10 protein-coding genes and 2 tRNA genes are annotated in these 12,126 nt (G+C 66.8%); 8 read left to right on the top strand and 4 right to left on the bottom strand.

Annotated features, from left to right (window positions below; all coding sequences use genetic code 11):
- The first annotated feature begins 294 nt into the window (after positions 1–294).
- The 6 genes from dnaN (at position 295) to BN1193_RS16040 (ending at position 8,321) form a co-directional block, all read left to right on the top strand.
- On the top strand, positions 295–1,434 hold the full coding sequence (gene dnaN / locus BN1193_RS16065) for a DNA polymerase III subunit beta (RefSeq protein ID WP_040167958.1): 1,140 nt from the start codon (positions 295–297) through the stop codon (positions 1,432–1,434).
- Between the two features lie 90 nt (positions 1,435–1,524).
- Complete coding sequence (recF, locus tag BN1193_RS16060; RefSeq protein WP_040167957.1) at positions 1,525–2,676, top strand: DNA replication/repair protein RecF; 1,152 nt, start codon at positions 1,525–1,527, stop codon at positions 2,674–2,676.
- Entirely contained in the window at positions 2,669–3,145 is a 477-nt protein-coding gene (locus BN1193_RS16055; RefSeq protein WP_040167956.1) for a DUF721 domain-containing protein, read from the top strand. The genes recF and BN1193_RS16055 overlap by 8 nt, the downstream gene beginning before the upstream one ends.
- 119 nt (positions 3,146–3,264) lie before the next feature.
- Entirely contained in the window at positions 3,265–5,316 is a 2,052-nt protein-coding gene (gyrB, locus tag BN1193_RS16050) for a DNA topoisomerase (ATP-hydrolyzing) subunit B (RefSeq protein ID WP_040167955.1), read from the top strand.
- 39 nt (positions 5,317–5,355) lie between these two features.
- Positions 5,356–7,920 carry a DNA gyrase subunit A gene (gene gyrA, locus BN1193_RS16045; protein WP_040167953.1) on the top strand — a complete coding sequence of 855 codons (2,565 nt, stop codon included), beginning with the start codon at positions 5,356–5,358 and terminating at the stop codon, positions 7,918–7,920.
- The gene (locus BN1193_RS16040) at positions 7,920–8,321 is read left to right on the top strand and encodes a DUF3566 domain-containing protein (protein WP_040167951.1); all 402 of its coding nucleotides are present in this window, start codon (positions 7,920–7,922) and stop codon (positions 8,319–8,321) included. Before gyrA ends, BN1193_RS16040 begins: the two co-directional genes overlap by 1 nt.
- Before the next feature lie 45 nt (positions 8,322–8,366).
- Here BN1193_RS16040 and BN1193_RS16035 read toward each other — a convergent pair whose 3' ends face one another.
- On the bottom strand, positions 8,367–9,083 hold the full coding sequence (locus BN1193_RS16035; protein WP_040167947.1) for a VIT1/CCC1 transporter family protein: 717 nt from the start codon (positions 9,081–9,083) through the stop codon (positions 8,367–8,369).
- A gap of 116 nt (positions 9,084–9,199) precedes the next feature.
- On the opposite strand from BN1193_RS16035, the gene BN1193_RS16030 reads away from it, so the two are divergent.
- Positions 9,200–9,273: transfer RNA gene (locus BN1193_RS16030), tRNA-Ile, on the top strand.
- Positions 9,274–9,285: 12 nt separating this feature from the next.
- Positions 9,286–9,358, top strand: a tRNA-Ala gene (locus BN1193_RS16025).
- A 92-nt stretch (positions 9,359–9,450) separates the two neighbouring features.
- On the opposite strand, the gene BN1193_RS16020 is transcribed toward BN1193_RS16025, so the two are convergent.
- From BN1193_RS16020 to BN1193_RS16010, 3 genes are all read right to left on the bottom strand, one after another.
- Positions 9,451–10,731 (bottom strand): malic enzyme-like NAD(P)-binding protein, encoded by a 1,281-nt coding sequence (locus BN1193_RS16020; protein ID WP_040167946.1) that lies wholly within the window; start codon positions 10,729–10,731, stop codon positions 9,451–9,453.
- A gap of 309 nt (positions 10,732–11,040) precedes the next feature.
- The gene (locus BN1193_RS16015) at positions 11,041–11,523 is read right to left on the bottom strand and encodes an aminoacyl-tRNA deacylase (protein ID WP_040167944.1); all 483 of its coding nucleotides are present in this window, start codon (positions 11,521–11,523) and stop codon (positions 11,041–11,043) included.
- The gene (locus tag BN1193_RS16010) at positions 11,520–12,041 is read right to left on the bottom strand and encodes a hypothetical protein (protein ID WP_040167942.1); all 522 of its coding nucleotides are present in this window, start codon (positions 12,039–12,041) and stop codon (positions 11,520–11,522) included. Before BN1193_RS16010 ends, BN1193_RS16015 begins: the two co-directional genes overlap by 4 nt.
- Positions 12,042–12,126: the final 85 nt, after the last annotated feature.

Genomic DNA, 12,126 nt, shown 5'->3' with positions numbered 1-12,126 from the left:
AACCGAATTTCGACTCACCCCGTTCTTCCGCGTAATCCCAAGGGTCTCCACAAGTCACACACCTGTAGTTCCCTTGCGCCCCTTGGGTTCCACAGGGTTATCCACAGTCTCCACAGGCGTTAACACCGTTAACCAGATCTCTCTCTGAAATGGGCCAATCCATCACCTTCTGGATGAGAGCCCGTTTGAGCGACCTCGGCGGGACTCAGACATGGACAGGACGGACGTGGGCACTACGATGGTCAGTCCGGGCCAGGTTCGACGGTCTCGGGCACGAATCCAAAGGGAGCGGCCGTGAAGTTCCACGTCAATCGCGATGTCTTCAGCGACGCGGTTTCATTCGTCGTCAAGCTGCTGCCGCAGCGGAACCCCCAGCCGATCCTGGCCGGCGTGCTCATCGAAGCCGGCGACGCAGGTCTGTCCCTGTCCGCCTTCGATTACGAGGCGTCGGCCCGCACCACGATCGAAGCGACCGTCGACGAGCCCGGCACGATTCTGGTGCACGGGCGTCTGCTGTCCGACATCGCCAGCCGCCTGCCGAACGCTCCGATCCAGATCGCCGTCGAGGATGACGGCGCGATCGTCCTGACGTGCGGATCGGCACGCTTCACCCTCGCATCCATGCCGGTAGCGGAATATCCCGCAATCCCGGAGGTGACGGGGCAGTCGGGGCTCGTGCCGGCGGATGAGTTCGCGACGGCCATCGCCCAGGTCGCCTTCGCCGCATCGCGCGATGATGTGACTCCCGTGCTGACCGGCGTGCTGCTCGAGGTGTCCGGCACGGAGCTGAGCCTCGTGGCCACCGACCGCTACCGCGTCGCGCTGCGCGACATCAACTGGGACGGGGAGGCGACGGACACCAGCGCGCTGGTCCCTGCTCGCACCCTGCAGGAGGTCGGCAAGACCTTCGCTCACGACGAGAACATCTCCGTGGCCTTCTCCGGATCCTCGGACCGCGAGATCATCGCCTTCACCGCCGGCAACAAGACCGTCACCTCGCTGCTGATCAAGGGCAACTTCCCGCCCGTGCGGCGGCTGTTCCCGGAGCAGACGGAGCACTACGCCGTGGTCAACACGGCGGATCTGGCCGAAGCCGTGCGCCGTGTGGCCCTGGTGCTTGACCGCTCGGCACCCCTGCGCTTCACGTTCACCGGCGAAGCCGTCACGATGGACGCGTCGGGCAACGAGCAGGCGCGCGCCTCGGAGTCCGTCGACGCCACGCTGACCGGTGGGGACGACGTCACGATCGGCCTGAACCCCCAGTACCTCCTGGAGGCGCTCGGCGCAGTGCGCAGCGAGTTCGCGCGCATCACGTTCACGTCGACGGACAACGCGAACAAGCTGAGCCCGATCCTCGTCACGGCTCAGACCTCGGTCGATGGCGCCGGCGACAACTTCAAGTACCTGCTGCAGCCCAACCTGCTGCTGCGCTGACCGGATGTCGGCGCGTCGAGATGGTTTCGGCGGCGTGACGGACGAGGGCTCACGCCGCGGCACGCGTGCGTGCATCGTGGGGGAGTGAGGATGTTCGTCGAGCACCTCAGCCTCACGGATTTCCGCAACTACGCCGCGGCGGATGTGCCGCTCGGGCCCGGACCGAACGTCTTCGTCGGCCGTAACGGTCAGGGCAAGACGAATCTGGCCGAGTCGATCGCGTACCTCGCGACGCTCGGATCACACCGGGTGTCAACGGACGCGCCGATGGTCCGCGAGGGGGAGGATGCGGCGTTCGTCCGCGCACGCCTCGCTCACGGGGACCGTCGAGTCCAGCTTGAGTTGCAGCTGAACAAGCAGGGTTCGAACAAGGCGCGCATCAACGGATCCCCGGTGAAGCCGGCGGAGCTGCCGCGATACGCCCACGTGGTCCTGTTCGCCCCGGAAGACCTGCAGATCGTCCGAGGGGATCCGTCCTCGCGTCGCCGGTTCGTCGATCAGCTGCTGGTGCAGCGGCGCCCGCGCCTGGCGTCGGTCATCGCTGACTACGACCGCGTTCTGCGCCAGCGCAACGCACTGCTGAAATCCGCGCGCGCACGCGGCATCCGCAGGGAAGGGTTGTCCACACTGGAGGTGTGGGACGAAAAGCTGGTCGGCCTCGGTTCGCAGCTGATCGACGCACGGGTGGCTCTCGCCGCGGAGTTGGCGGCGCCGCTCTCCACCGCGTACGCCGCGATCGCGGGCGCGGACCACGCCCCGGAACTGGCCTGGGCGCTGTCCGTGCACGGTGTCGACCCGGAGGACGGCGAAGACGACCGCGCGGACACCGGAGACCTCTCCACCGCGGATCTCTTCCGGACCGCTTTGGCGAACCGGCGATCCGCCGAACTGGACCGGGGACTGACTCTCGTCGGACCGCATCGCGATGACCTGCTTCTGCGGGTGCGGGGACTGCCGGTGAAGGGATACGCCTCGCACGGGGAGTCCTGGTCGGTCGCGTTGGCGCTGCGGTTGAGTTCTGCGGAACTGCTGCGCGAGGAGACCGGGGTGGGCGATCCCGTCCTCATCCTCGACGACGTCTTCGCAGAACTGGACGCGGATCGACGGGCGCGTCTGTCCGCGATCGCCGCCGACTACGAGCAGGTCATCGTCACGTCGGCGGTCGAGGAGGATGTGCCCGCCGCGCTGCGAGCGCGGACGGTACGCGTGGAGCACGGCACGATCGTGGGCGTTGATGAGTGACGAGATCCCGGAGTCTCTCGCGACCTATCTGCGCTTGCGTGGATTGAAGGCTCCGCAGCGGCGCCGGCGCACCCGTCGAACCGATGACGATGAGAACGCACCGTTCACATCCGGTCGTGACCCCCGCGGGCTCGGCGACGCCCTCGCCGAGGTGACCAAGCAGGCGGGCTGGGATTCGCAGCTCGCGCAGGAGGACCTCCTCCTGCAGTGGGCGGAGGTGGCCGGCCCGGAGACCGCGGCGCACACCACGCCGGTCTCATTGGTGGACGGCACGCTCACGATCCGGTGCGATTCGACGGCCTGGACCAAGCAGCTGCAGTTCATGCGCGCGCAGATCATGACCCAGATCGCCACACGTCACCCGCAGGCGGGCGTGGACGCGGTGCGTTTTGTGGGGCCGGACGTCCCCTCCTGGAAATGGGGCCCCAGAACGGCTCCAGGGCGGGGCCCGCGCGATACCTACGGGTGAGACATCTCCGAGAACCTGTCGAGCTGTTTCAGCGTCGCACAGGGCCGTTCACGGCGTTTCCTCCACCGTTGTTTGATAGGGTGGAGGTTGCCTTTGGAAGATCTGGAGCACGCTGAGCGATGACGTCGAACACCCCTGACAACGGGCCCACGAAGAGCACCGACGACCAGGGGAACAGCGGTACCCCGGAGAGTCACTACGGCGCTGATGACATCCAGATCCTCGAGGGTCTGGAAGCCGTCCGCAAACGCCCCGGCATGTACATCGGTTCCACCGGTCCGCGCGGTCTGCACCACCTCGTGCAGGAGATTGTCGACAACTCCGTCGATGAGGCGCTGGCCGGCTACGCCAGCCGCATCGATGTGACGATCCTCGCCGATGGCGGTGTCCGGGTCGTCGACGACGGTCGAGGCATTCCGGTGGACCCGCACTCGTCCGACCCGACGAAGTCGACCGTCGAGGTCGTTCTCACGATCCTGCACGCCGGCGGCAAGTTCGGTGGCGGGGCGTACGCGGTCTCCGGTGGTCTGCACGGCGTCGGTTCGTCCGTCGTGAACGCGCTGTCCACGCGCTTCGAAGTGAACGTCAGCCAGAAGGGGCGCGTCTGGAGCCAGACCTTCGCTGACGGCGGTGAGCCGCAGGGCTCGCTGACGCCGGGGGAGAGCACCGACCGCACCGGCACGGACATCACCTTCTGGCCGGACCCGACGATCTTCACCGAGACGGTCGAGTTCGACTACGACACGCTCCGCACGCGCTTCCAGCAGATGGCCTTCCTGAATAAGGGCCTGCGCATCGCGCTGCGGGATGAGCGCGCGTCCGCCGTGATGGAGCACACCAAGGAGGACGGCAGCACCGAGATGGTGCAGCGCTCCGACGAGTTCTACTACGAGCGCGGTCTCGTCGACTACGTCGAGTACCTGAACCGCGTCCGCAAGGCCGAGGTCGTCAACGACGAGATCATCGACTTCGAATCCGAGGACAGCGTCCGCAAGATCTCGCTCGAGGTCGCCATGCAGTGGACCAACTCCTACACGGAGAACGTCTTCACCTACGCCAACGTGATCAACACCCACGAGGGCGGGACGCACGAAGAGGGTTTCCGCGCCGCGCTGACCACGCTGGTCAACCGCTACGCCCGGGCCAACAACCTCCTCAAGGAGAAGGACGACAACCTCACCGGTGAGGACATCCGTGAAGGTCTGACGGCCGTCGTCTCGGTCAAGCTCTCCGAGCCGCAGTTCGAAGGCCAGACCAAGACCAAGCTCGGCAACACTGAGGCGAAGGCGTTTGTGCAGCGCATCGTCGGTGAGGAGCTGGGGGACTGGTTCGAGCGCAACCCCGTGCAGGCCAAGAACGTCATCCGCAAGGCGATTGACGCCGCGACCGCCCGCATGGCGGCGCGAAAGGCGCGCGAGACCGCGCGTCGCAAGAGCGTGTTCGAGTCCGCAGCGATGCCGGACAAGCTCAAGGACTGCACCAGCAAGGACCCGTCCATCTCGGAGATCTTCCTGGTGGAGGGTGACTCCGCCGGTGGTTCCGCAGTGCAGGGACGTGACCCGCACACCCAGGCGATCCTGTCCCTGCGCGGGAAGATCCTCAACGTCGAGCGCGCGCGCCTGGACAAGGCTCTGGCCAACAAGGAAGTCCAGGCGATGATCCAGGCCTTCGGCACGGGCATCGGCGAGGACTTCAACATCGACAAGGCGCGGTACCACAAGATCGTGCTGATGGCCGACGCGGACGTCGACGGCCAGCACATCACCACGCTGCTGCTGACCATGCTGTTCCGATTCATGCGCGGGCTCATCGAGGCCGGATTCGTCTACCTCGCCATGCCCCCGCTGTATCGCCTCAAGTGGACCCAGGGCGAGCACGAGTACGTCTTCAGCGACGAGGAGCGCGACGCGCGCCTGGCCGCCGGACAGGCCGCCGGTCGCAAGCTCCCGAAGGACGCCGGCATCCAGCGCTACAAGGGTCTCGGCGAGATGAACCCGAAGGAGCTGTGGGAGACCACGATGGACCACACGACGCGCACCCTGCGTCAGGTGACCATCGACGACGCGGCCGCCGCGGACGAGATCTTCTCGGTCCTGATGGGCGAGGACGTCGAGTCCCGCCGCGACTTCATCCAGCGCAACGCCAAGGACGTCCGGTTCCTGGACATCTGATCCACGGAACCGACACGAATCGAAGACTGAGAAGCGAACATGACTGACGACAACGGCGAAGAGATCACCACCAACGAGGGTGTGCAGGATATCTCGGACGCGCACGAGCACGGCAAGATCGACCAGGTCGATCTGCAGCTGGAGATGCAGCGCAGCTACCTCGACTACGCGATGGCGGTCATCATCGGCCGCGCGCTCCCGGACGTCCGCGATGGACTGAAGCCGGTGCACCGCCGGGTGATCTACGGCATGTACGACGGCGGCTACCGCCCGGACAAGTCGTTCTCGAAGTGCGCGCGCGTCGTCGGCGAGGTGATGGGTCAGTACCACCCGCACGGTGACTCGGCGATCTACGACACCCTCGTTCGCCTCGTGCAGCCGTGGTCGCTGCGTTACCCGTTGGCGCTCGGTCAGGGCAACTTCGGTTCGCCCGGCAACATGGGTGCCGCCGCCCCGCGGTACACCGAGACCAAGATGGCCCCGCTCGCCCTGGAGATGGTGCGGGACATCGAAGAGGGCACCGTCGACTTCCAGGACAACTACGACGGACAGACCCAGGAGCCCACGGTCCTGCCGGCGCGGTTCCCGAACCTGCTGGTCAACGGTTCGGTCGGCATCGCCGTCGGCATGGCGACGAACATCCCGCCGCACAACCTGCGCGAGGTCTCGGCCGGCGCGCTGTGGGCGCTGGAGCACCCCGACGCGTCCCGCGAGGAGCTTCTCGAGGCGCTCATGCAGCGCATCCCCGGTCCGGACTTCCCGACCGGCGCGCAGATCCTCGGTACCAAGGGCATTCGCGAGGCGTACCGCACCGGCCGCGGCTCGATCACGATGCGCGCCGTCGTCGACATCGAGGAGATCCAAGGTCGCACGTGCCTGGTCATCACCGAGCTGCCGTACCAGGTGAACCCGGACAACCTCGCCGTCAAGATCGGCGACCTCACCCGCGAGGGCAAGATCACCGGCATCGCGGACATCCGCGACGAGTCCAGTGACCGTACCGGTCAGCGCCTCGTCGTCGTGCTCAAGCGCGACGCCGTCGCGAAGGTCGTGCTGAACAACCTCTACAAGCACACCTCGCTGCAGGAGAACTTCGGCGCGAACATGCTCGCGATCGTGGACGGCGTGCCGCGCACGCTGCCGCTGGACGCGTTCATCTCGCTCTGGGTCGCGCATCAGATCGAGGTCATCGTCCGGCGCACGATCTTCCGTCTGCGCAAGGCCGAAGAGCGCATGCACATCCTCGAGGGCTACCTCAAGGCGCTCGACGCGCTCGATGAGGTGATCGCCCTGATCCGTCGATCCGCCACCACTGCGGAGGCGAACGAGGGTCTGCAGAACCTCCTCGACATCGACTGGGACCAGGCCGACGCCATCCTCGCGTTGCAGCTGCGACGCTTGGCCGCCATGGAGCGCCAGAAGATCGTTGACGAGGCGGCCGAGCTCGAGATCCGGATCGCGGACTACAAGGACATCATCGCCAAGCCCGAACGGCAGCGCGCGATCGTTTCCGAGGAGCTCACCGGCATCGTCGACAAGTTCGGTGACGAGCGTCGCACGCACATCCTGCCCGGCTACGACGGCGACATGAGCATCGAGGACCTCATCCCCGAGGAGGAGATGGTCGTCACCGTCACCCGCGGCGGATACGTCAAGCGCACGCGCAGCGACAACTACCGTCAGCAGCACCGCGGCGGCAAGGGCGTCAAGGGCGCCCAGCTGCGCGCCGACGATGTCGTGGAGCACTTCTTCGTGACGACGACGCACCACTGGCTGCTGTTCTTCACCGACAAGGGTCGGGTCTACCGGACCAAGACCTACGAGATCCCGGAGGCCGGCCGCGACGCGAAGGGCAACCACGTCGCCAACCTGCTGGCGCTGCAGCCGGACGAGCAGATCGCCCAGATCCTCGACCTGCGCGACTACGCGGGTGCCGAGTACCTGGTCCTGGCCACGCGCGAGGGTCGGATCAAGAAGACCGCGCTGAGCGACTACGACACCAACCGCCAGGCCGGCGTCATCGCCATCCGCCTGCGCGAGGGCGATGAGGTCGTGTCGGCGTTCGCGGTGAACAGCGACGACGACATCATGCTGATCAGCCGGCACGGCATGTCCGTTCGGTTCACGGCGAACGACGAGACGCTCCGCCCGATGGGTCGGACCACGGAAGGCGTCGGTGGCATGAAGTTCCGTGGCGACGACAGCCTGCTGTCGGCGTCGGTCGTGACGCCGGGGAGCTTCGTGTTCGTCGTCACCGAGGGCGGCTTCGCCAAGCGCACCGAGGTCAGCGAGTACCGCGTCCAGGGCCGCAACGGACTCGGCATCAAGGTGGCCAAGTTGAGCGATGACCGTGGCGACCTGGCGGGCGGCCTGATCGTGGACGAGGACGACGAGGTTCTCGTGGTTCTTGCCAGCGGCAAGGTGGTACGCTCTGCCGTGGCTGAGGTCCCGGCGAAGGGACGCGACACCATGGGCGTCGTCTTCGCACGATTGGGCAAGGATGACAGGATCCTCGCGATCGCCCGCAATTCCGAGCGTGGGCTCGGGGACGAGAACGATGAGTCGGAAGGCTCGACCGAGAACACCGGGGAGGCCACGGAGTGATGAGCACGGTAGCTGACAAGCTCGCCAAGAAATCCAGCAGCAAGCGCAGCGCCAAGCAGGTTCGGCTGCGGCTGGTCTACATCGACTTCTGGTCGGCACTGAAGCTGTCGTTCCTGGCGGCGGTGGCGCTGGCCATCGTCACCGTGGTGTCGTTCTTCCTGATCTACATGGTCGTCTCGACGACCGGTGTGGTCGGGCAGGTGTCCGACCTCGTGAAGGCGATCTCGCCCGAGGTCAACCTCGAGGAGATCATCGGGCTGCCTCAGGTCATGGCGTTCGCGGCTGTGGTCGCGATCCTGAACCTCATCGTCGGCACGGTCCTGGGTGCGGTCGCCGCGGCGATCTACAACCTGGCCGTGAAGATCACCGGCGGTCTGCTGGTCGGATTCACCTCCAACTGACAATCGTCGAAGCCCCGGACCGATCGGTCCGGGGCTTCGTCGTTCTCAGAAGACGCCGGTCGCACCGAGCAGTGTCCCGAGCAGCCACGTCACCAGGAGCGCGAGCCCACCGCCGACGATCAGGCGGGTGACGGCCCGACCGACGCGACTGGAACCGACCTTCGCGGAGATCGTCCCGGTGACGGCGAGCGCCAGGAGAACGACGGCGAACGTCACCGGCACTCGGACCTCCGCCGGCGTGAGCAGAATGGCGAGGAGCGGGAGGAGCGCACCGATCGTGAACGACAGCGCGGACGACAGCGCCGCGTGCCACGGATTGACGAGGTCGTTCGGGTCGATGTGCAGTTCCACCTCGAGGTGGGCGGCGAGAGCGTCATGGGCGGTGAGCTCTTCGGCGACGCGCGAGGCCGTCTCGGCGCTCAGCCCGCGCGCTCGGTACAGCTGAGTGAGCTCAGCGAGTTCCTCCTCCGGCATCTCGGTCAGTTCGTGCCGCTCCTTCGCGATGAGTGCTTTCTCGCTGTCGCGCTGGCTGGACACGGAGACGTACTCGCCGAGAGCCATCGAGATCGCTCCGCCGACGAGACCCGCGACGCCCGCGGTGGCCAGCGCACCGACGCTTGCGGTCGCTCCGGCGACGCCGACGACGAGCGTGGCGATGGAGACGATGCCGTCATTCGCGCCCAGGACGCCGGCCCGTAGCCAGTTCAGGCGCGCTCCGATGCCCATCCCGTGTGACTCTCCCGCATGCGGTGTGAATGTCATGGCGCCAGTCTCGCGTGGGACGACGCGCCCGGCAACGATGGTGAGGCAGGCCGAATTTCACATTGCGCGGTCCCGTCGGGTAAGCTCTACAAGGTTGACGGGTGATAGCCCGCAGCGGGGGTATAGCTCAGGCGGTTAGAGCGCTTCACTGATAATGAAGAGGTCCCAGGTTCAAGTCCTGGTACCCCCACTCCTGAATCTCGGGGCCTTAGCTCAGTTGGTAGAGCGCCTGCTTTGCAAGCAGGATGTCAGGAGTTCGAATCTCCTAGGCTCCACAGTCACAACCCCCGGCCCTCGGCCGGGGGTTTCCTCGTTTCCGGGCACCGGTGAGCGCGACCGGCCACCCGAAGGTGACCGGTCCGACCGCTCAGTAGCGGATGTCCTCCAGTGACCGCAGCGGATAATGCTCCGGATACGGACGACGTGCGACGCCGGAATCGACGGCCGCGCGGGCGACGGCGGCCGCCACCGTGCCGAGCAGGCGCGGGTCCACCGGCTTCGGGATGATGTAATCACGTCCGAACGCGAACTCGACACCCTCGTACGCATCCGTCACGCTGGCCGGGACGCTCGCTCGCGCGAGATCACGCAGAGCGTAGACGGCGGCGGCCTTCATCTCGTCGTTGATGACGGTGGCACGCACGTCCAGTGCCCCGCGGAAGATGAACGGGAAACCGAGGACGTTGTTGACCTGGTTCGGGAAGTCGCTGCGTCCGGTGGCCATCACGAGGTCGGATCGGATCGCGTGCGCCGTCTCAGGCAGGATCTCCGGGTCGGGGTTGGCCATGGCGAAGATGATCGGCCGCTCGGCCATCGCGCGCACCATGTCCTCGGTGAGGATGCCCGGGCCCGAGACGCCGAGGAAGACGTCTGCGTCGTGCATCGCGTCGGACAGCGTCCGCGCTTCGGTCGCACGGGCGAAGTCCCGCTTGTACGCGGGCAGGTCGTCGCGGTCGGTGTGGACGACACCACGGCTGTCCACGAGGGTGATCTGCTCGTCGCGGACGCCCACCGTGCGGAGCATGAGCAACGTGGCGATACCGGCTGCCCCGGCGCCCGCGCAGACGATTCGGACATCCTCGATCGCCTTGCCCTGGATCTCCAGCGCGTTCAAAAGCGCGGCGGTGGCGATCACGGCGGTGCCGTGCTGGTCATCGTGGAAGATCGGGATGTCACACCGCTCGATGAGCTTGCGCTCGATCTCGAAGCAGGCCGGGGCCGAGATGTCCTCGAGGTTGATCCCCCCGAACGTCGGGGCGATCGCGGCGACCACGTCGACGAACGCGTCCACGTCGGTGACGTCGGTTTCGATGTCGAACACGTCCACACCCGCGAAGTGGCGGAACAGCAGTCCTTTGCCCTCCATCACCGGCTTGCTGGCGAGCGCGCCGAGGTCGCCGAGGCCGAGGATAGCGGTGCCGTTGCTGATCACCGCGACCAGGTTGCCCTTGTTCGTGAAGCGGTACGCGGTTTCGGCGTCCGCTGCGATCTCGCGGACGGGTGCCGCGACGCCCGGGCTGTACGCCAGAGTGAGGTCGTGCGCCGTGTCCGCCGGCTTCGTCAGCGTGACCGCGAGCTTTCCGGGGCGTGGCTGCTCGTGGTAGTCGAGAGCGGCCTGGTGGAGGGAAGTCCCGGTGGACGTCGTCATGGTGGAGACCTTTCTCACCGCGCGACAGTGCACGGTGAATCCTGCACGGTCGAGCGCCGCCCGACCGCGTGTACGGCTGAGCACATCGGGGCGCACGGGCCGGCCGATGTGTGAACGACTCCCGCCTGAGAATGCCCGAGCCGGTGATACCGGGCTCTGCGGGTCTGCACGGGTGGTGCGAGCCCTCGGCCGGGGAGCGTCTCCGTGAACGATGCGGTCGCATCAAGAACACAAGAGAGTTCACAACCTACCGTACGGTCGCCGTCGACGCGAGAACCCACTCGGAGGGTGAACCGGCGGCGGGCGGCGTCAGCGCTGCGGGGCGGGCGCCGAGATGTCGGCGACCGTGGCATCGAGCGCCGCGATCAGGGCGTCCGCGTCGACGAACAGACTGTAGCCGTGGGCGCCGGCCCCCATCGCGATGCGGCGTCCGAGGATCGATTCATCCGCGAAGACCGGCCAGGCGGTGCTGGAACCGAGTGGAACGATGGTGCCGCGGTCGTACCCGGTCGCGGCGAGGGCCACGTCCGGGGCCGGCATCTGCAGCTTGTTGACGCCGACGACGGCGCGGAGCTTCGGCCAGGAGATGGCCTTGTCGCCTGGAATGAGGGCGAACAGGAAAGTGTCATCGCTGCGCTTGACGACCAGCGTCTTGACGATGTCCTCGGGTCGGAGCCCGAGCAGCTCGGCCGCCTCCGTCAGCGAGCGAGCCTCCGGGCGCTCCCGGACGACGACATCGAGTCCGAGGGCGGAAGCCGCCGCTCGGACTCGATCAGTGTCGGTGGTGCTCACGCCTCCGGCGCGGACAGCGGGTCATCCGCGACCCAGAGCTCGTCGTCGGCGCGGAGCGTCTGCCACGCGGCGTAGAGCACGCCGATGGCGGCGGCCGCACCGAGAATGATGGCGATGACGCCGCCGGCGCCGATGCCCTTCTTCTTCGGCTCAGCGACCTCGACCAGGTGCTGGACGTACTTTCCTGCGGGGCCGGACAGGCGCGTGCGCGTGTCGGTGGCGTGGTCCCAAGCGGACAGCGCCGTGCCGACGACGCCACCGACGGCCGGAACCACGGTGCCCTCGACGAACTTCTTGGACGCCTTCACCCCGCGGTCGACGACCGGGACGACGTTCGACTCGTATGCGTTCTGAACGGTCGGCACCAGAGTCTCGCGGTTGAAGTTCCCGATCTGTCGCCCGGCTTCGCGGGCGATGACGGCGGCGTTCTCCGCCAGGTGCTGCTGATCGTGCCAGAGCTGGTTGGCCGACTTCTGCAGCTGGTGCAGTTCCTTACGGCGCTTTCGGCTGAGGTTCATCCGTGGCCTCCCTCTCGTGCGAACACGCACCATCTTGCCAGAACTCGTCAGAAAACAACCTGGTCCGGTTGGTGCGAGGGACGCC

Origin of the sequence: Microbacterium gorillae, assembly GCF_000826185.2 — a bacterium.
Lineage (GTDB): Bacteria > Actinomycetota > Actinomycetes > Actinomycetales > Microbacteriaceae > Microbacterium > Microbacterium gorillae.
The sequence above is the reverse complement of the archived record's forward strand: the minus strand, read 5'-3'. Positions and strand labels throughout refer to the sequence as shown.

Bases quoted from the DNA above. Each gene is read 5' to 3' on its own strand.
- BN1193_RS16035 (WP_040167947.1), bottom strand. From the start codon at position 9,083: ATGACATTCACACCGCATGCGGGAGAGTCACACGGGATGGGCATCGGA.
- BN1193_RS16020 (WP_040167946.1), bottom strand. From the start codon at position 10,731: ATGACGACGTCCACCGGGACTTCCCTCCACCAGGCCGCTCTCGACTAC.
- gyrA (WP_040167953.1), top strand. From the start codon at position 5,356: ATGACTGACGACAACGGCGAAGAGATCACCACCAACGAGGGTGTGCAG.
- BN1193_RS16055 (WP_040167956.1), top strand. From the start codon at position 2,669: ATGAGTGACGAGATCCCGGAGTCTCTCGCGACCTATCTGCGCTTGCGT.
- BN1193_RS16040 (WP_040167951.1), top strand. From the start codon at position 7,920: ATGAGCACGGTAGCTGACAAGCTCGCCAAGAAATCCAGCAGCAAGCGC.
- gyrB (WP_040167955.1), top strand. From the start codon at position 3,265: ATGACGTCGAACACCCCTGACAACGGGCCCACGAAGAGCACCGACGAC.
- recF (WP_040167957.1), top strand. From the start codon at position 1,525: ATGTTCGTCGAGCACCTCAGCCTCACGGATTTCCGCAACTACGCCGCG.
- BN1193_RS16010 (WP_040167942.1), bottom strand. From the start codon at position 12,041: ATGAACCTCAGCCGAAAGCGCCGTAAGGAACTGCACCAGCTGCAGAAG.